This is a genomic window from Anaerostipes hominis (ex Lee et al. 2021) (assembly GCF_002270485.1).
GTDB lineage: Bacteria > Bacillota > Clostridia > Lachnospirales > Lachnospiraceae > Anaerostipes > Anaerostipes hominis.
This window is the reverse complement of the sequence record NZ_NQOG01000012.1, coordinates 60838-83456: the sequence shown is the minus strand read 5'-3', so window position 1 is coordinate 83456 and position 22619 is coordinate 60838. Positions and strand designations below refer to the sequence as shown.

The 22619-nt window shown below is 45.9% G+C and carries 22 protein-coding genes, 1 tRNA gene and 1 pseudogene; 7 read left to right on the top strand and 17 right to left on the bottom strand.

All coding sequences use genetic code 11. The features are described from left to right. Positions 1-307: 307 nt before the first annotated feature. From CI597_RS11810 to CI597_RS11785, 6 genes and pseudogenes are all read right to left on the bottom strand, one after another. Positions 308-814, bottom strand: a complete 507-nt coding sequence (locus CI597_RS11810; RefSeq protein WP_006568650.1) for a metallophosphoesterase — start codon at positions 812-814, stop codon at positions 308-310. Positions 815-826: 12 nt separating this feature from the next. Further along, positions 827-1411 carry an XTP/dITP diphosphatase gene (locus tag CI597_RS11805; RefSeq protein WP_024728518.1) on the bottom strand — a complete coding sequence of 195 codons (585 nt, stop codon included), beginning with the start codon at positions 1409-1411 and terminating at the stop codon, positions 827-829. A gap of 4 nt (positions 1412-1415) precedes the next feature. Then, positions 1416-2555: a THUMP domain-containing class I SAM-dependent RNA methyltransferase gene (locus CI597_RS11800; protein WP_024728519.1), complete on the bottom strand. Its 1140-nt coding sequence runs from the start codon at positions 2553-2555 to the stop codon at positions 1416-1418. Positions 2556-2583: 28 nt separating this feature from the next. After that, positions 2584-2895: a rhodanese-like domain-containing protein gene (locus CI597_RS11795; protein ID WP_024728520.1), complete on the bottom strand. Its 312-nt coding sequence runs from the start codon at positions 2893-2895 to the stop codon at positions 2584-2586. A 537-nt stretch (positions 2896-3432) separates the two neighbouring features. Then, a pseudogene (locus tag CI597_RS11790) lies at positions 3433-3710 on the bottom strand (lysophospholipid acyltransferase family protein); the annotation flags it as partial. An 81-nt stretch (positions 3711-3791) separates the two neighbouring features. Further along, entirely contained in the window at positions 3792-4688 is an 897-nt protein-coding gene (locus CI597_RS11785) for a DMT family transporter (RefSeq protein WP_024728522.1), read from the bottom strand. A 216-nt stretch (positions 4689-4904) separates the two neighbouring features. Here CI597_RS11785 and CI597_RS11780 point away from each other — a divergent pair, with 216 nt between their 5' ends. Beyond that, positions 4905-5243, top strand: coding sequence for a P-II family nitrogen regulator (locus CI597_RS11780; protein WP_024728523.1), 339 nt, complete (start codon positions 4905-4907; stop codon positions 5241-5243). A gap of 122 nt (positions 5244-5365) precedes the next feature. Further along, entirely contained in the window at positions 5366-6604 is a 1239-nt protein-coding gene (locus CI597_RS11775; protein WP_024728524.1) for an ammonium transporter, read from the top strand. A gap of 277 nt (positions 6605-6881) precedes the next feature. Here the strand turns inward: CI597_RS11775 and CI597_RS11770 are convergent, their stop codons facing one another. From CI597_RS11770 to CI597_RS11760, 3 genes are read right to left on the bottom strand one after another with little or no spacing between them, the layout of a single operon-like run. Continuing rightward, complete coding sequence (locus tag CI597_RS11770; protein ID WP_024728525.1) at positions 6882-7667, bottom strand: DUF1189 family protein; 786 nt, start codon at positions 7665-7667, stop codon at positions 6882-6884. A gap of 2 nt (positions 7668-7669) precedes the next feature. After that, positions 7670-8224, bottom strand: coding sequence for a DJ-1 family glyoxalase III (locus tag CI597_RS11765; RefSeq protein ID WP_024728526.1), 555 nt, complete (start codon positions 8222-8224; stop codon positions 7670-7672). Between the two features lie 4 nt (positions 8225-8228). Then, a complete protein-coding gene (locus CI597_RS11760) occupies positions 8229-9593 on the bottom strand; it encodes an alanine/glycine:cation symporter family protein (RefSeq protein ID WP_024728527.1) in 1365 nt (454 codons plus the stop codon). Positions 9594-9738: 145 nt separating this feature from the next. On the opposite strand from CI597_RS11760, the gene CI597_RS11755 reads away from it, so the two are divergent. The 5 genes from CI597_RS11755 to rpoN all read left to right on the top strand — a co-directional run bounded on the left by CI597_RS11755 (position 9739) and on the right by rpoN (position 14920). Then, positions 9739-9810: transfer RNA gene (locus CI597_RS11755), tRNA-Arg, on the top strand. Between the two features lie 86 nt (positions 9811-9896). Next, the gene (locus CI597_RS11750; protein WP_081723886.1) at positions 9897-10490 is read left to right on the top strand and encodes a nitroreductase family protein; all 594 of its coding nucleotides are present in this window, start codon (positions 9897-9899) and stop codon (positions 10488-10490) included. A 199-nt stretch (positions 10491-10689) separates the two neighbouring features. Then, positions 10690-11547, top strand: coding sequence for a GNAT family N-acetyltransferase (locus CI597_RS11745; RefSeq protein ID WP_024728529.1), 858 nt, complete (start codon positions 10690-10692; stop codon positions 11545-11547). Beyond that, positions 11537-13597, top strand: coding sequence for a HelD family protein (locus CI597_RS11740; RefSeq protein ID WP_024728530.1), 2061 nt, complete (start codon positions 11537-11539; stop codon positions 13595-13597). Before CI597_RS11745 ends, CI597_RS11740 begins: the two co-directional genes overlap by 11 nt. Before the next feature lie 48 nt (positions 13598-13645). Continuing rightward, positions 13646-14920: an RNA polymerase factor sigma-54 gene (gene rpoN / locus CI597_RS11735; protein WP_024728531.1), complete on the top strand. Its 1275-nt coding sequence runs from the start codon at positions 13646-13648 to the stop codon at positions 14918-14920. Here the strand turns inward: rpoN and CI597_RS11730 are convergent. The 8 genes from CI597_RS11730 to CI597_RS11695 all read right to left on the bottom strand — a co-directional run bounded on the left by CI597_RS11730 (position 14917) and on the right by CI597_RS11695 (position 22619). After that, positions 14917-15663, bottom strand: a complete 747-nt coding sequence (locus CI597_RS11730; protein WP_024728532.1) for an aminotransferase class IV — start codon at positions 15661-15663, stop codon at positions 14917-14919. The two genes, rpoN and CI597_RS11730, sit on opposite strands and share 4 nt — an antisense overlap. Beyond that, positions 15660-17033: an aminodeoxychorismate synthase component I gene (gene pabB, locus CI597_RS11725; RefSeq protein ID WP_024728533.1), complete on the bottom strand. Its 1374-nt coding sequence runs from the start codon at positions 17031-17033 to the stop codon at positions 15660-15662. The genes CI597_RS11730 and pabB overlap by 4 nt, the downstream gene beginning before the upstream one ends. Beyond that, positions 17030-17623, bottom strand: coding sequence for an anthranilate synthase component II (locus CI597_RS11720; RefSeq protein ID WP_024728534.1), 594 nt, complete (start codon positions 17621-17623; stop codon positions 17030-17032). The genes pabB and CI597_RS11720 overlap by 4 nt, the downstream gene beginning before the upstream one ends. Positions 17624-17846: 223 nt before the next feature. Beyond that, the gene (locus CI597_RS11715; protein WP_024728535.1) at positions 17847-18869 is read right to left on the bottom strand and encodes an alpha/beta hydrolase; all 1023 of its coding nucleotides are present in this window, start codon (positions 18867-18869) and stop codon (positions 17847-17849) included. Between the two features lie 63 nt (positions 18870-18932). Beyond that, entirely contained in the window at positions 18933-19913 is a 981-nt protein-coding gene (locus tag CI597_RS11710; protein ID WP_186992512.1) for a sugar-binding transcriptional regulator, read from the bottom strand. A gap of 75 nt (positions 19914-19988) precedes the next feature. Continuing rightward, complete coding sequence (locus CI597_RS11705) at positions 19989-21611, bottom strand: PTS system mannose/fructose/sorbose family transporter subunit IID (protein ID WP_024728537.1); 1623 nt, start codon at positions 21609-21611, stop codon at positions 19989-19991. 26 nt (positions 21612-21637) lie between these two features. Next, positions 21638-22135 (bottom strand): PTS sugar transporter subunit IIB, encoded by a 498-nt coding sequence (locus CI597_RS11700; protein WP_024728538.1) that lies wholly within the window; start codon positions 22133-22135, stop codon positions 21638-21640. Positions 22136-22166: 31 nt separating this feature from the next. Further along, entirely contained in the window at positions 22167-22619 is a 453-nt protein-coding gene (locus CI597_RS11695; protein WP_024728539.1) for a PTS sugar transporter subunit IIA, read from the bottom strand.

Here is a 22619-nt window from a genome sequence, read left to right as displayed (position 1 = left end):
TGCCCCCTGTTGACCGTGAAATCACGGTAGAACAGGCCATCATCATAGCAAGGAATCAAGGTTATAAGATCAAGTCAGCAACTGCATAACCTTAACTTTTCAATATTCACTTTTTAAAGTAGCCACCAGAAGATGGCTTATTTGTTATGCGATTAAATAAATGGATACCCTCTACTTCTCATTTTCAATCTTTGACCTCAACTCTAATTTATTTTTCTTTATACGACGAAAAAACTGCCTGTGCCATTGACACTTGGACAGCCTCGCTGTTACTTACAGTATTCATGCCACAAACAGTTTTTTCATGTTAAATGTTCAGTTCTCTGAAATGTTCTTTATAATATCCATGGGCATAATGAGCCTCTCCCATATCGTCGATCTCCATCAGGAGAAACGTCGGCTTTCTGCCGGCCTGTCTTGGATAGGAAATACTCCCGGGGTTCAGAATTGTCATATCGTCCCCGATCTCTATGAACGGCACATGGGTGTGCCCGTACATCACGACGTCTACATCGTGCATCTCTCCATATTCCCGCAGATAATCCACCCCGGAATTCACATAATACGGATGTCCGTGGGTTACCCAGATGCGGTAGCCCTCTACCTCTATGGTCTCCTCGCTGGGGAGGTCAAGATAATAGTCATTATTTCCCGCTACCATGACGACAGGGCATCCGGCAATATCACGGATATACTGGTCACCGCGCTCTACATCGCCGCAGTGAATCAGCATGTCGATCTCGCCGACCTGCTCCAATACCCCTTTTACATCGTCATTACGACCATGAGAGTCACTGATTACTAAAATTCTCACAAGATAACCTCCCTAAAGAATGTCTTTGATTTTCCTCAATGCTTCTCCGCGATGACTTAACCTGTTTTTTTCTTCACTGCAAAGTTCCGCACTGTATCTGCCCAACTCCGGCAGAAAAAAGATCGGATCATAGCCAAATCCATTCTCTCCCTTTATCTCATATCCAATGATACCTTCCATAGTACCACGACTTGTCCGTATTTGTCCATCCGGAAATGCGGCTGCGATCACACAGACAAATCTGGCGGTTCTTTCTTTTTCCGGCACGCCTGCCATCCGGTCCAGAATCTTCTGATTCTTAACGGGATACGGGGTGTCCTCTCCCATATATCTGGCCGAGTACACTCCCGGCTCTTTGTTCAGCGCATCAATCTCCAGCCCGGAGTCATCCGCCATCGTAAGTTCTCCGGTAAGTTCCATGATGGCCTTGGCCTTGATGACTGCATTTTCCTCAAATGTTGTGCCGTCTTCTATAATCTCTGCGTCCACCCCTGCCTCTTTCATGGACACGACCTCATACTCTGTGTCCGCAAGGATTTCCCTGATCTCTTTCATCTTGCCCTGATTTCCTGTTGCAAATATAATTCTTTTCTTCATAATCTTATCTCCTGGGCGGTTTTGGTCCGAGATACTGACAGAACTCGGCACGAATCATTCCGTTGTAGACCTTTCTAACCTTTGCAGCTTTACCAATGTACTTCTGTGCATCTTCGTAAGAGGTGATCACATATTTAGACCATGTATCCATCTTCTGAAAAATGTCTCCAATCTGCCCGTAAAGTTCCGGCAGAGCCTCTTTTTCTTCAAGCCGCTCACCATAGGGCGGATTGGTTATGATAAATCCATAGGGTTTCGGGTGGCTGAAATCTTTTACTTCTCTTTGCTGGAAATGGATCAGATGATCCACTTCAGCGGCAGCCGCATTTTCCCTGGCAAGCTTCAGTACCCTGGAGTCCTTGTCGTAGCCCTGCAGGTCCATGGAAATATCCAGGTCCATCAGGTCTCCGGCTTCATCGGCCGCATCATACCATGTCTTTTTCGGAAGAAAATTAGTCCACGCCTCTGCCTCAAAGGAGCGGTTCATCCCCGGAGCGATGCCGGCTCCCATCATGGCAGCCTCGATCAGAAAGGTTCCGCTTCCGCAGAACGGGTCCACCAAGATGCGGTCCTTCTTCCAGGGTGTCAGCATGATCAGCGCCGCTGCAAGAGTCTCTCTGATCGGAGCTTCACTTGTCAGAGTGCGGTAGCCCCGCTTATGCAGCGGAGTCCCGCTGGTGTCAAGACTGACTGTTACCTCGTCTTTTAATATGAAGACACGCACTGGATACTCGTTCCCTGTTTCCGGAAACCAGGACACGCGGTACCGCTTTTTCAGACGTTCTACCATAGCTTTTTTGACGATCGACTGAATATCCGGAGCACTGTAAAGTTTGCTCTTTGCAGTGGAAGCCTTTTTCACCCAGAACTTTCCGTCCTCAGGAATAAAATCTTCCCAGGCAAGCTCTGCCGTCCTGTCAAACAGCTGCTCGAAGGTCGATGCGCGAAAGGCACCAACCTTGAGCAAAATCCGTTCTGCGGTCCTCAAAAACATATTTGCCCTTGCAATTCCGCCAAGGTCAGAAAAGAAGGTCACCCTTCCGTCCTCAACCTTTGCAATCTCGTATCCTAAATCCTGTATTTCTCTCTTTAATACTGCCTCCAGGCCAAAGTGGCATGGGGCGATCAATTCTATATTATTCATGTTTCTCCTTTGCATTATAATATTCATTCTACAATTTTAGGCCCAGAGATGTCAACTCTCCGCGGTAATAATAAATCCCGCCGACAATATTGTAGACCTCATATCCCTGCTCAGCCAGATGCCTTGCAGCCAGCATGCTCTGTCCGCCGAAGTCACAGTAAACAATGATCTTTTTATCTCTGAAAGCATCCTGATCTTTTATGACACCATAGGGCATGCTGAGAGCCCCTTGGAGATGTCCCTGTTTAAATCTATACGGTTCTCTCACATCAAACATCACATGATCATCCTGTTTCGAACGGTCAATACCTTCCTGCAAAGTTATATTTGTAAATTCCATTTTCAAACACTTTCCTTTTATAATTTAGAATATGCAGGAACATGAAAAGACGTCCAAAGAAAGTTTCTTTGGACGTCTCTCCCGCTTTCTTCTTCTAATAACTAACGGTTAGAAGAGTTCTGGCTGCTGTTCTGAGATTTGTTCTGGTTTTTGTTCTGAGATTTGTTCTGAGATCTGTTCTGGCTGTTACTCTCGTTTGAACTGTTGCTGTTGTTACTGTTGTTGCTTTCGTTAGAATAATTTTTTGACATGATAAATTCTCCTTTCTGTTGGTTACACAAATATTGTCTGCAAAAGAGAAAAAAATATTCTTGCAAGATTTACAAAACGCAATTATAAAAAATTTTTGTATTATCCATATTTTCATCTGAAAAAAATTTATTGCTTTTTTTTTAGTGATACCTTATAATGCAGATAGTAGAAGGTATTCATTATATATATTTCTACTATATAACCCCTTATTAATTTATTTATACTCCCCTCAAAAAGACCAGATTTCCCTATCTGGCCTTTTTTTCTGTCTAAAAACAATATTTTTTAATGTAATCCGATTGCCTTTTGGATTCTGTCCTTTACCTGTTCTGCAATCTCCGTAGCCTTCATATTTTTGTAATCACCATAATACAGGGGCTTCAAAAAATGCACCTGGACTGTGACAGGCTTTATCGTATTGGAATCAAAAGGAATAAATGCATCCACGAGGGCTACCGGGACGATCGGACATTTCGCCTTTATGGCAGCCTTGAAGCTTCCTACTTTCAATGTCTGTATCTCATTCTGTTTTTCGAGCATGTTCCTTCCGCAAATATGTAATATTCCTTTACTATTCTAATATACTTCATCGCAGAAACCGCTACAATGAAAAAGACGTATGAATATTCCACAAAACAGGCTGTCTACTGTTTATTCACTGCCGCAATTCCTCCGCATACAAGGAAAATGGATGCGATATTTACCGCGGTAAAGACGTTTTCTCTTAAAAGCAGGCCGGAAAGCAGGGTTCCGAACACCGGGATCAGCAGATTATAGATGGAAATGGAGCTGACCTGATAATGAAATAAAAGCCAGGTCCAGACGCTGAATGCAACGGCAGAGAGGACTGCCATATAAAGCAGCAGAAGCAGGCCGCTGCTTTGGAACGTCAACGTTCCATTTCCTGCATATCCAAAGATCAGAAGCAGGCTTCCTCCGAGCAGAAGCTGATATCCGGCGATCAGCATCACATTCATCGTCTGTGCCAGCTTCTTGCTGTAAATGGATGCGAGACTCTGTGACAGTGCCGCCAGCACAATGAACCCTTCTCCGTTCCAGGCAAATCCGCCGAGACTCCCTCCCTGGAGATTGATCAGGACGATGCCGGAAAGCCCCACGGCACATCCTATGATTTTCTTTGCCGTCAGCCGGTCGCTCTTAAAAAAGAAAGGTGCCAAAACCACCGGAAAGAATGCCGTAAATGAGTTGATGATCGACCCCTTGGCTCCCGTGGTATGCGCAAGGCCCACATAAAAGAAATAATACTGGATTGTCGTCTGAAGGATTCCGAGGGTCAGAAGCTGTTTGAATGCCCCTTTTTTTGGCAATGGCCGCTGTCTTGTCTGGACTCCTAAGACTGCAAGCACCATGAGCCCTGCCGCCGCAAAACGGATGCCTGCAAACAGCAGCTTGCTCCCGATATCATCTCCCTGTATCTTAAAGATCTCATAGCCCAATTTTACGCTGGGAAAAGCGCTTCCCCATAAAAAAGTGGCAAGCACCGCGAGGGCTACCATCAATGATTTGTTCTTTTTTTCCATAAATTCCTCCGCTCCTGATTGTTCTTCTATTCTATCATGTTTTACAGACAGATTAAGAATGATTTTCATCTGTATTTATTTTTATACAAACCGATTTTTTATTGACAAATGAATCCCCAGGAGTATAATGGGAACCAATCAAGAACAAAGGCGTTCCGATCAAGAGATTGGAATGCCTTTTTTTCTTAAATTAAAAAGAGGAGGAATTATATTATGATGAAGAAAGTTGTAGTTGTCATCAAACCTGAGAAGCTCACGGATGTAAAACATATCCTGGAAGCTCACAAAGTATCCGGACTCATGATCTCCAATATCATGGGCTATGGAAACCAGAAAGGATTTACCCAGAAATACAGAGGGAATGAATTGAATTCCAATCTGCTCCCTAAGATCAAAGTAGAATCTGTGATGCCGGAAGAAGTTGTAGAAAAGGTGACGAAAGATATCGTAAACACCGTCCGCACCGGTAAATTCGGAGACGGCAAGATCTTTGTCTCACCTGTGGAAGAAGCTATCAGAATCCGTACCGGTGAGACCGGAAAAGACGCTTTATAATCTAAGCGGTAAAAATATGAAAACAATAGAATACTTACATCATTATCAAAGGGGATAATGCAGCCAGGCCATAAATGGCAGGCACGCATTGTCCCCTTTTTGTCTTAAAGGAGGATATAAATATGGACGTACAGCAGTTATTAAATATTGTATGGACTTGTATCTCAGCTTTCCTTGTCTTCTTCATGCAGGCAGGCTTCGCAATGGTTGAGACAGGTTTTACAAGAGCGAAAAATTCTAGCAACATCATCATGAAAAACTTGATGGACTTTGTCCTCGGCACCCTTTGTTTCTTTGTCATTGGATTTGCCCTGATGTTCGGAGGCGACAATCCTATCGTCGGCACCACAGGCTTTTTCAATCCAACATCCATTGACTTGCAGCAGTTTAAAGATCTCACGCCGGGTGTCTTCATGATCTTTCAGACTGTATTTTGTGCCACAGCCGCAACCATCGTTTCCGGGGCCATGGCAGAGCGTACAAAGTTTTCTTCCTATCTGGCTTACAGTGCACTGATCAGTCTGATCATCTACCCGATCACCGGACACTGGATCTGGGGCGGCGGATGGCTTGCCGATCTTGGTTTCCATGATTTTGCAGGCTCCACTGCAGTCCATTCTGTCGGCGGATGGCTTGCACTGGTCGGTGCTGCAACCCTCGGTCCCCGTATCGGGAAATATAAAGCAGACGGAACTCCGAGAGCGATACCTGCCCACAACATTGCTTTAGGTGCACTTGGAGTCTTTATCTTATGGTTCTGCTGGTTCGGATTTAACTGCGGTTCCACGACTGCTGCCACCGATACTCTTGGCTCCATCGCCATGACAACAAACCTGGCTGCCGCCGCATCCACCTTAGTGGCATTGATCATCACCTGGGTACGCTATGGAAAGCCTGATGTTTCCATGACTCTGAATGGTTCCCTCGCTGGACTCGTAGGTATCACGGCCGGTTGTGACGTGGTATCCAATTACGGAGCGATTGCCATCGGTGCTATCTGCGGAGTCGTTGTAGTTGCTGTAATCGAACTGCTTGATAAAAAAGCAAAAATAGATGACCCGGTCGGAGCCTGCGGTGTGCATCTGGCCTGCGGCGTGGTTGGAACCCTTCTGACAGCCTTCTTCGCAACCGGAGATTCATTAAAGCTTTTAGATATCACAAGAGGTGCATTTATCAAAGCACAGTTTATCGGTGTCGCTGCCGTTGCCGCTTACTGTATTGTCGGCGGGCTCATCATCTTCCAGGGACTTAAGCATACCATCGGACTTCGCGCTTCCGAGGAAGAAGAAATTGCAGGTATGGACATATCAGAGCATGGTATTTCCGGTTATGCAGATTTCCCACTGAAAAGCGACCATTAATATAAATAATATAACCGGGGTCCTCTCCCCCGTTTATATAAAAGACTAATTTTGCTGAAAAACCCCTGAGGATGTTCTCAGGGGTTTTCTCGTATCTTATCGTTCCAAACGGATGCTCTGACAGGCACATCCTCTGGGACATCTTCTCAAGGATCGGCTTCAGGCGAACCTTATTACCTTTACTTTTTTAAAGCGTATTTTTTCTTCCGGCTTTGTGCTGGACGTATCTGCTTCGGCTTCTTCATAAGGGATTTCCAGACGCATTATTATTCAGATTCTACTCTTTCGCCTTCTTCTCCACAAGTCCCATCATCATCAGCTGATAGCTCACCAGATATCCGATCATGATCCATATGATCCCTGTGAAGAAAGAAATCCCCGCCGTAAGGCCGATGGTACCGATCAGTTCACAGGGTACCCTGGCATAGATAGACATCTGAAAAATCTTCCCGAATGCCATGGGCTGATTTCTGGTTTTCATATTCAGAGACACCAGCCAGGAGATCAGCAGACAGTAAAACAGATACTGAAGGACGATTCCTGCATATACAAAAAGCAGTGAGACAAATATCAGGAAATATACCAATGGAAGCAGATTCGCCATATCCTGATTCGTAAATGTGACATTTTTCATGGTACTGAAATTCTTTGTTATGGTCTGTCCCATGACAGAAGTCTTAATCACCATATTATTCTTTGAAAAATGAACTTCATCGGAATATTTATCATCGAAGTCATCTGCCCCAATGGACTTTTTATTTGAATCTGCCGAGATATGGAGTGCGCCCAGATTAAAGTCAATAGCGCGTTCCAGCTTTAATTGCCCGTCTCTCAGTTCAAAGGCAGGCAGCCGGTTCATGACAAAGTTTCTCGGGCCTCCCACACTCACAGCAAATCCTGCCAGATCCATCACCGGTCCAAGCAGAGTAATGACCAGGCCTATCAGCAATGTAAATATAGCTACCTTCCATTTTTTCACGTTCAGCAGCTTCTTATACTGCCTCGGTTTGGTGCAGGCAATGTAGAACTGCTCCCAAATGCTTATTTTTTCTGTACTTTGCATTCTTATTTTTCCTCGTATATGATGCTTTCCAATAATTTCTCTTTGGCCTCTGTTCCAAGCAGAAGTTCCACCAATTTCCCCGCAAACGGGATGGCAGTTCCCATACCCCGGCTGGTGATCACCTTGCCGTCAGCGACAACGGATTCAGTCACATATTCCGCATTTCCAAGCCCATCCTCCTGTCCGGGATAACAGGTCGCTTTCTTTCCGTCTAAAAATCCATACTTGCCGAGCACTGTCGGCGCGGCGCAGATCGCTGCCAGATATTTTCCATTATCATACGCCTTTTTCAGAAGCTTCGCAAGCCCTTCATGCTCTCTCAGCGCAATGGTGCCCGGCATTCCGCCCGGCAGCACATACATGGCTCCTTCCGGCTCCAGCACTTCGTGAAACATACAGTCTGCCTCCACTTCGATATGATGGGAGCCTGTGATCATCTTAGAAGGCCCTACAGAAACCATAATGACTTCGATCCCTGCCCGACGGAGCATATCTACGACCGTGAGTCCTTCTATCTCTTCAAAACCATCTGCTAAAAACACAAATACCTTATTCATAAATTCATCGTCCTTTCTTAATCTGTTCAAAACGAAAACATTCTTTTACTACTACTTTATGTAAAACAAGCAGGCATATCAGGTTTGGTACTGCCATCAGCCCATTCATTGTGTCCGAGAAATTCCATACAAGCTGAAGCGGCACGGTGGCCCCCACAAAGACTACAAAAGAGTATACAACCCGGTATAATTTAATATAAGAAGTCTTTTTCACCAGGTATTCCAGCGCTTTCTCTCCGTAATACTCCCATCCTATGATCGTGGAAAAGGCAAACATGATGATCCCCAGACCGACGCATATCTCCCCGGCCGGGCCAAGAGCCTTTTCAAACGCTTTCATCGTCAGCGCCGCCCCGGTGATCAGTCTGCCGTGGGAATCCACACTTCCGAGCACCCCCGAGGATGCTACAATCAGACCCGTCACACTGCATACGACCAGCGTGTCAAAGAAAGTCCCTGTCATGTTGATATATCCCTGTCTGGAGGGATGATCCGTCTTAGCCGCTGCCGCAACGATCGGAGCAGAACCCAGACCTGCCTCGTTGGAAAATATTCCTCTGGCGATTCCCCACCTCATGGAAGAAAATAATCCTGCTACAATCGTACCTCCGACTCCCCCTGCCATAGCCCTCGGAGAGAGTCCCATTTCAAAAATCATCCTGATTCCCTGTCCTAGATTGGCCCTGTTCATATAGATGACAGCAATGCCCATCACAAAATAAAATACTGCCATCTTGGGTACGAAAAATCCGCACACCCTGCCGATGCTCTTGATCCCTCCGATCAGGATGGACAATGCCAGCAGAGCGATCACAGCTCCGGTCAGCCAGTGGGGAGTGCCCCAAAGGCCTGCCATTGACTCGGCAATGGAATTGGCCTGTGTCATATTCCCGATGCCGAAGGATGCAAATACTGTAAATAAGGAAAAGAAAAATGCCAGCACGAGACCGATCCATTTAATCTTAAAACCATTCTTCATGGCATACATAGGTCCGCCGCACATTTCTCCGTTTTTATTGACTTCCCGGTACTTCACCGCCAGAACACTCTCTGCATATTTCGTAGAAAGCCCGAACAGGGCACTGATCCACATCCACAGAAATGCCCCGGGGCCGCCCATGACCATGGCGGTGCTGACGCCGACGATATTTCCGGTTCCTATGGTAGCTGCCAGAGCTGTCATCAATGACTGGAATCCGGAGATATCCCCGTCCTGTCCCCCGCTCTTATCCCTGACAAACACCATCCTTAAGGCATAGGGGAGATTCCTCCACGGAAGAAATTTAAGGCGTATGGTCAGAAAGATACCTGTCCCCATCAAGAGCACAAGCATGACAGGTCCCCATACAAAATCATTGATCGCTTTCATAAACTACCTCCCTGCATATTTCCGGCCGAGCGTAGAAAGATTCTATTTAACTACTTTAATGAAAAAATATGAAAAAGTCAACGCCATGCAACTTTTTTCATTGACTTTTCATAAATGAATCGTTACAATAATAGATGTGTTTCACGGGTCTGTAGTTAAATGGATATAACAGCCCCCTCCTAAGGGGCCGTTGTGGGTTCGATTCCCGCCAGGCCTATGTTTAAAAGTTCCGTTTTAACGGAACTTTTTTTGTTTCTCAGGAATATGTTGATAAATTAGTTTATGCTTTCAGGAGGTTATATTATGATAGACGCCATTTTAAAGCGGCGCAGTATCCGGAAATTTAAAAAAACTGATGTATCTCCCATGATTATAGAGGAGATCCTTCAGGCCGGAATTCTGGCCCCGTCCTCAAAAAACAGGCAGCCATGGCGGTTTACCGTCGTCTCAGGCACTGCAAAAGCCGGGATGCTCTCGGCTATGGAACAGGGTATCATAAGAGAAGAAGTGAATCCCCTTCTGCCGTACAGCAGCGCTCATCTGAACGGCGCGCGCTGTACGCTTGAAATCATGAGGCAGGCTCCGGTTACTATATTCATCACCAATGCTTTAGGCCTTGACCTGTCGCGCTCTCTGACAGAAGAAGACCGTATCTCTGAGCTCTGCAACGCCCAGTCGATCGGGGCTGCGATCCAGAATATGACTCTTACCGCCTGTCAACTGGGATTGGGAAGCCTCTGGATCTGTGATATTTTCTTTGCCCTTGAAGAACTGACAACATGGCTTCACGCGCAAGGACAGCTCTTTGCCGCGCTGGCAGTCGGATATGCAGATGAATCCCCTGATCCCCGGCCGAGAAATGACATCAGCTGTATTACCAAATGGATAACGGAATAGTTTGTCTCTTTCCATAAATAAGCCCCTTTACTCTCCCAGAAGAAAAAGTAAAGGGGCTTGATCACTTTGTATACCCATCATGAATGAATAAGCCAACGATAAGCCTGTTTTCTTTGTTATTCAGGAAAACCGCAAGAATGATGAAAACCCTTCTGTCCTGTGCAGTTATAATCAATTCCAGTGAAAGGAGAATCAAAAAATGCATTACACAAAAATAGAAAAGATCGTATCGGTCATTGACTATATTGAATCTCATCTGTCCGAAAAACTGGACCTGGAAATCATCTCCGGAGCAATGCACTATTCAAAATACCACCTGCACCGGATGTTCACTGCTGCTGTGGGCCTGACTCTGCACGATTATATTCAGCGCCGGCGTCTGACTGAAGCCGCTAAACTGCTTGTTTTTTCAGAACAGCCGATTCTTGATATCGCTCTGAAGTCAGGGTATGAAAGCCAGCAGGCCTTTTCAAATATTTTTACGGCAATGTATAAGACATCTCCAGGAAAATACAGAGAAAATGAAAAATTCTATCCCCTTCAGCTTAAATTTGATTTTGGAGGTAACTATCCTATGTTAAACAGCAAAGAAGCTTCGAACTGGAATGTGACATTCGCGGCAGAAGATGACATCCCTTGCTGGATGGAACTGGTACGCCTTGTCATTGACGGGTTTCCCCACCTGCATGAGGATGAATATGAAGCAATTCTGCGCCAAAAGATCAGAACAAAGCAGGCATTGATCTTAAAAGACGGAAACTGCGCTGTGGGTATCATGCTCTTTTCGTACCAAACCGGTGCCATTGATTTCATGGGTGTACATCCTCTGTATAGAAAAAAGGGCATACCAAAAGCCTTTCTTGAGAAAGTCATGACAGAATTGCTGAACGGAAAAGAAATCAGTATTACCACATTCAGAGAAGGAGACAGGGCAGACACAGGGCACCGCAGAGAAATCCAGGACCTGGGATTTGCAGAGGCAGAACTTCTCATTGAGTTCGGCTATCCCACACAAAGGTTTATTCTGAGCAGGGAGGAGCAGGATCATGGAAAATAAAGAATTACAGTTCCCGGATGAATGGGAGCACCTTACATTGATCCGGACCAGGCTTGACGAGGCACTCCGCGAGGCGGAGGAAGCTGTAAGCCGGCTGGACCGGCAGTACACAGATGCCAGACATTATATGTCCGAGGCCCGGGGAGAAATCGATCCCCATGAAATGTTTCAAAATGAGCTGCTATTAAAACAGACAGACCACACAGGCGCATTTGCAGCAGAAATGTATGAAAGGCTCTGCAAATTGAAGGATTCTCCTTATTTTGCCCGAATCGATTTTTGCAAAAAAGGCAGCCTAAGGCCGGAAACATATTATATCGGGCGTTTTTCTTTCCGGCATGGATATGAACTTTTGATCCTTGACTGGCGGGCACCCATATCCGGTATGTTCTACGATTACGAGATCGGGCCGGCCGGATTTGATGCGCCGTCGGGCAGGATCGAGGGGTACCTTGCAAAGAAACGGCAGTTTGGCATCAAAAACGGAGTCCTTGAATATGCCCTTGAGACTTCTGCAAATATACAGGACGATGTCCTTCAAAAAGAGCTGAGCCATACTTCCAGTGAAAAGATGAAAACGATCATTTCTACGATTCAAAAGGAACAAAACCGGATCATACGGGATGAAGAAACTGAAACATTGATCATCCAGGGGGCCGCCGGTTCAGGAAAAACTTCCATTGCACTGCACCGCATCGCATTTCTCCTCTACCGTTTGAAAGATCGGCTGAGTTCCAAAAATGTGACAATCCTTTCCCCAAATAAAGTGTTTGGAGATTATATTTCAAATGTCATCCCCGAACTCGGTGAGGAACCCATCTATGAATTGAGTTTTTTTGAACTTGCCGGAATCCAGCTGGAACATTCCGTTGATTTTGAATCAGAAAAAGATCCCCTGGAATTAAGCGATGCGTCTTATATACAAAGAGTCCGTTTTAAATCATCACTGGATTTTGTTCGTCTCATGGATAATTATATAGAAGAAATGCCCCATCAGATCTTTGTTCCTGACGATGTATCCTTTGGCCATTTTAAGGCGGAAAAAGAATGGATCACGAAACGGTTTGACGCATACAGAAAACACCCTGTTAAGCAGCGTCTGCAAATGACGGCAGACGATATCTGTAACCGTTTTCATTCCGAAAATACCATGCAGGAAGATCTGCCAAGGGCCAGTCAAATATTGAAAAAGCTGACTTCCATGCTTTCTGTGAAAAGTACTCTTGCACTATACAAAGATTTTTACAGAAAAGCGGGAGTACCGGAAATGCTGGTGCTGCCAGCAAAAAGCACTCTGGAATGGCCTGATGTATATCCTTTTCTGTACCTGAGCGCTGCCTTTGAAGGATTAAACGTAAGCAGGATCACAAAACATCTGGTGATCGATGAAATGCAGGATTACACTCCGATACAGTATGCTGTCATCAATCTTTTATTTCCATGTTCAAAAACTATTATCGGTGATTTCGGGCAGTCCGTACATCCATATCACCTTCACAGCCTGGAAGATATCAGGACTGTTTATAAGGCTGGAAAGTTTACGGAACTGAAGAAAAGCTACCGCTCTACTTATGAAATCATGACGTTTGCCAAATGTATTCTTGGTACTGACTCCTTAGAGCCGGTGGAGCGCCGCGGTGAACCGCCTGCCTTCTATGCCTGTGCCGATGAAGCGGACCATCTTGACAGACTTAAAACTGCTGTCAGACATTTTATAGAGGGACGCAGTTCTTCTCTTGGGATCATCACAAAAACAAATGCCGGGGCCTCTGCAGTTTTTAATCTGCTTACAAAAGAATTTGAAGTCCATCTTCTCACTCCCGAGAGTACCAGTTTTCAGAACGGCATCACGGTCACTTCCGTCAGGATGTCCAAAGGCCTGGAATTTGATGAAGTCATCCTCCCCGATGCAGACAGCAAAACTTACAAAACCGAACACGACAGAAATCTGCTTTATATTGCGTGCACAAGAGCCATGCACCGGCTGACCCTCCTGTACACCCAAGAAATCTCCTGCTTTGCGGAGCGTGCCATGGAGAAAGATATATGATATAATATGTCTATATTAAAATGAGCACGTGAAAAGGAGGAGGATTTCGTGGATACGTCTTACCGCACAAGCCTGGAACTGAACCAAAAGCAGCAGCTGTCCCAGTCACAGATCCAGTCTTTGAATATACTGGCACTGGATAATGGGGAGCTGTCTGAGTTCCTGCAAAATGAATATATAGAAAATCCAATCCTGGATTATTCACCGCCCTCCTCTTCCTATACCGTTTCTGAAAGCCAGAGTTTTGACATCCCGGCCGAAAACACGGAGGAAGTCAAAACCTTTTTGCTGGATCAGCTGAACCAGAACGATTTTACACCGATGGAATGGCAGACCATGAAGTTCATGATCGACTGCCTGGACTCCGGCGGTTTCTTTAAGATTTCTGTTCATGAACTTTCCGTTCTCTTAACCATCCCGGAACATGAGATCAGGATGTGCTATGACGTGCTCTCCGATCTGGAACCTGTAGGAATCTTTTCTGAAAATCTGTCCCAGTGTCTGCTCAAACAGCTGGAGGTGAAAGGCAAAAAAACCGATATCCTGGAGACGATCATTCTGGATCATCTGGATGACATTGCCCTGGGCCATATCAGCACCATTTCCAGGAAATTAAAGATCAGTACGGCAGAAGTCCGAAAAAACATTGCCGTCATCCGTAACCTGAATTCCAAGCCGCTCCAGGGATTTTCAACGGCGAGGACCGAATATATCACGCCGGATATCATCGTCACATACCAGGAAGGCCAGTGGGATATCCGGCTGAACGACGACTGGGTAGGAAATTATTCTCTGAACGACTATTATGTAAAAATGCTCAGAGACGCAAAAGACCCGGAACTGAAAGAATATTTTCAAAAAAAATATAAGCGGTGCCGTTTTATCATCGCAAGCATTGACCATCGCAGACAGACCATGTTAAAGATCACAGAAGCCATTCTTGCAAGACAGCCTGATTTCTTTTTAAACCATGGCTGTCTGAAGCCTATGACCATGAACAACGTCGCCGGGGATATCAACACGCACGTCTCCACGGTGAGCCGCGGCATCAAAGGCAAATATCTTCAGTTTCCGTGCGGCATCGTCTCCATGAGATCTCTGTTTTCCGGCGCTGCTCCTGCCTCCGGCACATCCATCAGCACAGGAGATATCAAGACGATCTTAAAAAAACTAGTCGCCTCAGAAGACCCGAGGAAGCCGTACAGTGACCAAAAGCTCTGCACCCTTTTAAAAGAGAAGGGAATCTCTATCTCCAGAAGGACTGTCGCAAAGTATCGGGAACAGATGGGGATCAAAGGCACCTACGACAGAAAAGAGACCTAGAGGGCAGGCTGAAAATGCCCCGGGCTGCACCGGCGTCTCAGCCTCTGTGCCGTCTTGACAGAGTGAAACTGATGCTCTCCCAGACTCTCCACAGTCATAACACCCATAAGGGAATTGGTCAGAAACATTTCATCGTACATTTTTATGTCCTCCGGCCGGATGACAGTCTCTTCTGCCTGAAAGGACCGGCATACATATTCTCTCATGATACCAGGAAGCATCCCGCAGGAAACCGGCGGGGTATAAAGCTTCCCGTCCTTTACAAAAAACACATTGGATACGGTCCCCTCTGTGATCTCTCCTTTTCCGTTCAGAAAGACAGCTTCGTCAAATCCCTGTTGTGCTGCCTTCCTCTTTTCCATTAGATTTTCTGCATAGTTTAGTGTCTTATAGTATGTGAGCGGTGATGTTTCGTTTCTTCGGATCTGGCTGTACTCTGTGCGAACCATTGTATCTGAATCTTTTCCCGCATATGGGTTTGGATGCACTGAAACCACAAAATTTTTCTCTGACACCGCAGCCTTCAGGGCATCATGCCCGGAAAGCTTTTCTTTGTTCCGGTCCAGATAATCCCACACCATTCTTTCTACCGGTTCTCTTTGAAAAGGTATTCCGAAATATTTTGCAGCTCCCTCAAGCCTTTCCATATGCCGATCAAAAAACACCGGGACTCCGTCTTCCAGAGCCATTGTCTCAAAAGCCCCGATTCCAAAATAATATCCTTCATCCGGCTGCAATCTCATGATTCCTGTCTCCTCTCTCCTGCCGCGATGGCTTCCAGCACCGCTTTTGCTTTCTGCATCATTTCCTCGTATTCAAACTCCGGGTCTGATTCCCATGTGATGCCGCCGCCCACGCCCAGATGGTATCTTCCGTCCTTATAAACTGCTGTGCGGATCACAATATTGAAGTCACAGTCCCCGTTCAGCGAGAAATATCCGATGGAACCGGTATAGAGTCCCCTTCTGCTCCGCTCCAGCCGGTCAATGATCTCCATCGCCCGGATCTTCGGAGCCCCGGTTACCGATCCCCCCGGAAACATGGCTTTTATCAGCCTGTCCACAGACATATGGTCTTCCAGTTTCCCTGTCACGGTGCTGACTAAATGAAACACGGTGGCATACTCCTCCGGCACACAATGTTCCGGCACCCGGACACTGCCGGGCGTACACACACGGTTTAAGTCATTCCGTTCCAGATCCACGATCATCAGCAGTTCGCTTCTGTCTTTTTCCGACTCTGAAAGCTGCCTTCTCAGCATTGCATCTTCCTCTTCGGTTTCACCCCTTCTTCTGGTTCCCTTGATTGGCCTCGTCACAGCGGTGCCGTCTTGTATTTTCAGAAAACGCTCCGGCGATGCACAGATCACCTGGAATTCCCCATAATTCATATAGGCGCCAAACGGAGACGGATTGCAGGTGCGCAGGTATCGGAATACATCATAACACCTTCCTTTTCCCGGGATTGAAAGCTGCTGTGTCATGTTGGCAATATAAATATCCCCTTCTTCAATATAGGTAATCATCTGTTCCACGGCTCTCTCATACTCTTCCTTCCTGAAATCCGGAAAAAACTGCGTTCTCCCCTCCTGTTTTTGCAAAACCTCCGGGGCCGCATTTTTCAGCAGTGTCTCTTCCATCTCCTGAAAAGCTTCAGCGGCGCCGGTGAGTTCCTCTCTTGAGGCCAGATAAAGCCTTCTCTCTTTCTGGTCCGCTATGATGAGACGGTCATAAAAAGCGAACACAGCATCCGGAATTTTTAAAGTCTTTGCATGTCTGGACGGGATCTTCTCAAATTTCCTTCCGAAGTCGTAAGACAAATACCCAAATGCCCCGGAAACCACAGGCAGTCCTGTGATATTTTCTTCTTTATATAATTTCAGATAATGATCCAGAACTTTCTCGACAGGATCGCCGGAAATGTCTTCGTTTATTTTGCACACTCCATTTTCCTCCTCCAGAATAAGATAAGGTTCCAGGGCGATGACAGAATATCTGCCCTGTTCATTCTTCATGGAAGAGTCAAGAAACACGGCATACTTTTCGTTCCTGTACGGATAAAAAGCCTCTTCCGGCTCTTTATAAAAATTAAGCTTTTTTACTTTTGTCTTCATGCTTTCCACCTCTCACACAGCCTCATATAATTTGCAAGCAGTTCCAGTCCATATTCCGTAAGTACCGCTTCCGGGTGAAACTGAACACCCCAGACCGGCTCTGACCTGTGGCTGACCGCCATCACCTCCCGGTCCGGGGAGACAGCGTCTATCCTGAGTGCCTCTGGAAGGCTTGCTTTGTCCGCGGTCAGAGAGTGATATCTGGTCACAAGAAAATCCTGAGGAAGCCCTGTGAACAGTTCCTCCTGTCTGTGCCTTACAGGCGTCAGTTTCCCATGCATAGGTCTTGACCCTTTGATGATGCAGCAGCCGAAAGCATGACAGATGATCTGATGCCCTAAACATACTCCGAGGATCGGAACCCTGCCTGTAAACCTCCTCACCAGCTCCACGGATTTTACACAGTCCCCGGGACTTCCGGGACCGGGAGAAAGGATCAGCCCCTGAAGTTTCTTCTGCCCGTGCAGCCGCTCCAGAGATTCAAAATCTGCGCAGTCACTCCTTACCGGTTTTATTTCTGCTCCCAGAATCTGAAATTCCCTCACCAGATTATATACATAGGAATCATAATGATCAACCATTACATACATTTTAAAACCTCCTTAAATAAAAAACGACTGCCAAAAGCAGACACAGCCCTCAGGCATATGTCCGCTTCCGGCAGTCTTCCGTTCTGTTTTCTCCTGCAAACAGGATTTCATCCGGGCACACCAGTTTATTTTATTTTTCTCTTCAAATCCTACCACAATTATTTTAAAACTGCAATCATCCCAGATTCACAGTGCCCGGATACGGATTGGAGATTTCCTTTTTCTACAATCTTTTTACTCTTTCGGCGATCTCCCGGATACAGTCTTCCGCCTGGAAAAGTGAGCCGATCCGGTCAAAAAATCCGTGATCCAGGCCCTCATACAGGATCACCTCCGTATTTATCCCCGCCTCAGTGAGCCGCTTTACAAATTCGTCATTGCATATTTTAAAGTAGTCAAATTCTGCCTCAACCATCAAAGTCTTAGGCATTTTCGATAAATCTTCTGCGTAGAGCGGAGACACCTCCCCGTCCATTGTGGAGTATCCATTCTGCACATACAGGTCTTCCATGTAATCTGTCAATTCTTTAAAACGGAACAGACGGTTCATAATATAATCCTTCTGCCCCTCATACATGTCATATAAAGAATAGTCCCAGTGATACGGTGTCCTCTCTGCCGGAGTCAGATCAAGGGCTCCATAAATATAAACCGCCAGCTTGATTCTCTCTTTTTGATCCATAAGACAGCAGTTGGCAGCCAGAGTGCCGCCTGCACTCTCTCCCATGACTGCAATCTTATCCTCATCGATCTTCAGTTTTTCCGCATGTTCTGTAATCCAGTCTAAAGTCCCCATCACATCATCTACCGCTCCCGGAAATGGAGTCTCCGGGGCCAGACGGTATTCCGGTGAGATCACCACTGCATCTGCCTGTTCTGCCAGATACCGGCACTGGTTACCTTTTGTCTTTACATCCCCGCCAAAAAATGCACCCCCATGGATGAACAGCACCGCATTCTTTTTCTTTCCGGTGTCCTTTCCCCTGTATATATGGATATTGATCATATGATCTTTTATTTTAATAATCTTAGAGAGCTCCTGGATTTCACTTGTGGTAATATCCTCTCCTTCCCGTTTCATCTCTGTCCGCAGAAGGGCCAGATCCAGATCCTCCGACGGAACCTGGTTTTTCTGATAGAACATGCCGACCCTCGGCTCCCCTTTTGCCATCTCCCTGTCCAGGACTTTCTTCTCAAATGCATGAGGTGTTTTCTCTTCTAACTTTTCTTTAATACAAATCTCCATTTTTCTGCCTTTCTATATCAAAAGAAAAAATCCCAAAGAACATGCTTCTTTGGGATTTTATGATTATAATTCTACTTTTGCCAGATACTCTGCCACTTCGTCATCTGTGATGAGCACATTGATCAGCCGGCCTTTCAGGACGCTTAAGATCGCATCCTTTTTCTCCATGCCGTAAGCGACGCCGACACGGATCGGTATTTTCTTCAGGTCATCCAGGCTTAAACTGATCAGCCTTCCTTCAAAATCATCTTCGATGAGTTCTCCGTTCTCATTGACAACATGTGAGAGAATCTCTCCTGTTCCGCCCTTTTCCTGCATTCGATCAAACTCTTCCACCGGAATGATCTCTGCATTGATGATAGCCGAATTCTGGCTGATGGTTCCAATTCCCATCACTGCCACATCTGCGGATCTGGCCAGATCCATGACTTCTTTTACACTGTCTTCATTCAGAAAATGTTCTTTTACTTCCGAGGAGGTCACATACTGCGGCGCCAGCAGCTGATAACCGTTGCCGTTGATGATCCTTGCCACTTCATCGATCAGGTAATTAGAATAGGCCAGGCGGTATGCTTTTTCTGCCGTGGGCGGAATATTGGTCGTCGCCATCAGCGGCACTACGTTGACGTCATCCACTTTGAGGAACCTCAGTCTCACGTCCTTGGCCAGACACTCCACCGTCTTCTGCAGGGTCACCCCTCTTGTGAGGGCCAGAGTCATATGGTTCTTCAGCGTTCTCAGTATATAGTCTGACGCATAAAAGGCAATTTCTTCGCTGAGTTCTTCACCATCTTTTACACAGGCGATCACTGCCTCTTTTAAATGAAACTTTTCTTCCAGGATTGTCTCTGTACTTGTCATGGCCCCGTCCGGATAATTGATTTTAATCTGCACGTATCCTTCTTTTCTGGCCTGAGCCAGGGTCCTCGAGATGGTCGTCCTCGAGACATTCAGCTTTTTCCCTATCTCCAGCTGTGACATTCCCTGTTTATAGTGCATTTCTACTACTTTGATGATGAATCTTTCTTCTCTCAATTTGCCCACGCCTTTCTGTTTTCAATCTATATTTCTAGTATACATAACTCCGGGAGGACACGTCAATCGAAAGAATCAGCTCAATTAAATAATAACTCCCAAGCATCCCAATACTAAAGAGACTATTGTAACTCCCAAAGTGGCCGCAAAATAATTTCTTTTTACTTTTGAAAGATATCCCCATACACAGAGCACAACGATCAGCGGAAGCAGTCCCGGTACGATAGAGTCAAAAATGGACTGGAGTGTCGTAGTGTATGCGCTTGTGGCAAATTTAATCGGTGTGGATACTGTCACATAGGTAGAGGCAAGCCCTCCCATCATAAACAGTCCTAAAATACTTGCTCCTGCAATGATCTTGTTGACTAAGCCTGACTTCAGCATATTTTCTGCAAAAGAGTATCCGAAAGTATAGCATTTCTGTGTCAAAAAATATCCGATTCCAAAGCAGATCACGGTCAGCAGTACAATTGGCCCGATGCCGCCCAATGGATTTCCTTTCTTGGCAAGCGGAAGGAATAAACCGATCAGAAGGTACATCAGGGTTGACCATGAAATCGTATCACCGATACCTGCCAGCGGTCCCATTAAACCGGTTTTCAGATTCATAATAACTTCTCCCGGAATCGCTTCGTAATTGCGTGACTTCTTTTCTTCCAGCGCTAAGGTAAGTCCGAGGATCGGTCCTCCACCCCAGTGTGCTTCTGTGTTAAAGAATGTCATATTTCTTTTTAATGCCTCAATATAGCGCGGTTTGTTTTCCTCTCCGGGATAGAACTTTTTCAGTGCCGGCACTAAAGAGGTACAAAAGCTTGGTGCCTGCATTCTCTCGAAGCTGTGGCAGGTCTCTGCGCTGAACCACCAGATCACCCAGGATTTCAGAATATCTTTTTTGCTCAGCAGCTTCTCTGCCGGTTCTTCTTCCTCATCTTCGTCGTCATCATCCTCGTCTGTCTCCCCCTGGAACTCGTTGGATTTAAATGTGATGTAAAGGAATGTCAGGAATCCTCCCACCATCAGCAGGGGAATGGTTCCGATCTTCGTATACTGGATCAGGAAAAAGCCTGCAAAGAAAAACGGAATATATTTTGGTTTTGAAATCAGGTTCGCAATGATGGCAAAACCAACGGCCGGAAGACAGGCTCCCATTGCAGATAAGCCATTTGTCACTGCTGCAGGTATGTTATCCAGCACACCCTGAAGAGCACCGCTTCCGAAATATAACGCGATAGCAACCGGGACACCAAAGCAGATAATTCTTGCGATGGCACAGTATATAACCGACCATCTGGTCATCCCTGCCGCATTGCCCTTTTCTACGAATGTATCGCCTTTCTGGGCAAAAAATCCGGCCATTAAATAGATCAGATTTGTAATCTGTGCTCCCAGAAGTCCAACCGGCACTGCCAAGGCAACTGCTGCTGTAGTGTTCAGCCCGGAAGCCATAGCAACCGGAATTGCTATATAAGCGGCCAGACAAGGATCTGACGGCTGATTTCCGCCCGCTGAGATGACTCCCAGGTAAATCAGCTGCAGTGATGCTCCTATAATCATCGCCTGCGGCATGTCTCCGAGCACGGCTCCGACAACCACCGCGTTAAAAATGACGGTATTGAACATGAAAGCGCCGGCTGTATAAGGAACACAGCATTTTGCTATCCCGCAGAATAAACCAAGCAGAACAGCCTGTAAAATTGTAATCGTCATAGTTTCTCTCCTCCTATGTAAATAAATTAGTGCAGATCAGGAAATGTTTTCTTCATGATCTCCAACGACTCTTTTTTGTCTGTAGGCTGCATCTGGAAATATAACTTCACTCCGGTCTTTTCAATATCCATTAAAGTCTGTGCCTCACTCTCTGACAAACCTACCTGTTTATAAATCTGCTTTCTGTCATTGATGATCGCCATCTGTCCGATGGTTATCTCTTCAAAGGACACCCCTTTTTCCTGGAGTTCGGCGATCTGATTTACATCCCTGAAAAGTACGAACACATTTTTCGTCCCGAACTGATTTTTCTCCCATGCTTCCACTGCTTTGTCCACAGAGAAAATACTGACTTTGATATCCGGCGGCGCTGCGAACTTTAATACGCTTTTCTGCATCTTGTCTTTCGCCACATTGTTGTCTATGACCACGATGTGCTGCGCTTTAAAGACATTGACCCACTGCGTTACCACCTGCCCGTGAATTAACCGATCGTCCACTCTTACTGCTAATTTCTTTGCCATACGCTCTCTCCTTTTTTATATTTATGGTTGTTTACTCATCATCGTCATCATTAAGAAATCCTTCCACATCGATTCTGAAGATTCCTTTTTTTCCATTTTCCACAGTGTCCATGCTGAATTCTTTTCCTTTGAGTTCTTCCCTGGACATTACTGCATTGATCAGCATAGGTAAATTCATCCCTGCCGCAACTTCCAGTGCCTTTCCTGTCTCCTGAATGTATCTCATGACCTGGTTGCACGGTGTTCCGCCGAACAAGTCAACCATAATCAGGCTTCCCTCCGGAAATGCTTCAATCATTTCCGCAAAATCTTCTCTGTACTTGTCAATATCATCTCCCGCTTCCAGAGAAAAGGCTGCGATGTTTTCACTGTCTCCGAAAATCATCTGTGCAGTTTCTACCAGTGAGACTGCAAACGGTCCGTGGCTCAGCAAAATGATCCCCGGCAGATCTTTGTTGAGCTTTTCCTGTCTGTAAACCTTCAA

Coding starts and splice junctions, on each gene's coding strand:
- CI597_RS11765 (WP_024728526.1), bottom strand. CDS start 8,224: ATGAATAAGGTATTTGTGTTTTTAGCAGATGGTTTTGAAGAGATAGAA.
- CI597_RS11795 (WP_024728520.1), bottom strand. CDS start 2,895: ATGGAATTTACAAATATAACTTTGCAGGAAGGTATTGACCGTTCGAAA.
- CI597_RS11785 (WP_024728522.1), bottom strand. CDS start 4,688: ATGGAAAAAAAGAACAAATCATTGATGGTAGCCCTCGCGGTGCTTGCC.
- CI597_RS11745 (WP_024728529.1), top strand. CDS start 10,690: ATGCATTACACAAAAATAGAAAAGATCGTATCGGTCATTGACTATATT.
- CI597_RS11760 (WP_024728527.1), bottom strand. CDS start 9,593: ATGAAAGCGATCAATGATTTTGTATGGGGACCTGTCATGCTTGTGCTC.
- pabB (WP_024728533.1), bottom strand. CDS start 17,033: ATGAAGACAAAAGTAAAAAAGCTTAATTTTTATAAAGAGCCGGAAGAG.
- CI597_RS11700 (WP_024728538.1), bottom strand. CDS start 22,135: ATGGCAAAGAAATTAGCAGTAAGAGTGGACGATCGGTTAATTCACGGG.
- CI597_RS11805 (WP_024728518.1), bottom strand. CDS start 1,411: ATGAAGAAAAGAATTATATTTGCAACAGGAAATCAGGGCAAGATGAAA.
- CI597_RS11705 (WP_024728537.1), bottom strand. CDS start 21,611: ATGACGATTACAATTTTACAGGCTGTTCTGCTTGGTTTATTCTGCGGG.
- CI597_RS11730 (WP_024728532.1), bottom strand. CDS start 15,663: ATGAGATTGCAGCCGGATGAAGGATATTATTTTGGAATCGGGGCTTTT.
- CI597_RS11770 (WP_024728525.1), bottom strand. CDS start 7,667: ATGCAAAGTACAGAAAAAATAAGCATTTGGGAGCAGTTCTACATTGCC.
- CI597_RS11780 (WP_024728523.1), top strand. CDS start 4,905: ATGAAGAAAGTTGTAGTTGTCATCAAACCTGAGAAGCTCACGGATGTA.
- CI597_RS11775 (WP_024728524.1), top strand. CDS start 5,366: ATGGACGTACAGCAGTTATTAAATATTGTATGGACTTGTATCTCAGCT.
- CI597_RS11720 (WP_024728534.1), bottom strand. CDS start 17,623: ATGTATGTAATGGTTGATCATTATGATTCCTATGTATATAATCTGGTG.
- CI597_RS11800 (WP_024728519.1), bottom strand. CDS start 2,555: ATGAATAATATAGAATTGATCGCCCCATGCCACTTTGGCCTGGAGGCA.
- CI597_RS11740 (WP_024728530.1), top strand. CDS start 11,537: ATGGAAAATAAAGAATTACAGTTCCCGGATGAATGGGAGCACCTTACA.
- CI597_RS11715 (WP_024728535.1), bottom strand. CDS start 18,869: ATGGAGATTTGTATTAAAGAAAAGTTAGAAGAGAAAACACCTCATGCA.
- CI597_RS11750 (WP_081723886.1), top strand. CDS start 9,897: ATGATAGACGCCATTTTAAAGCGGCGCAGTATCCGGAAATTTAAAAAA.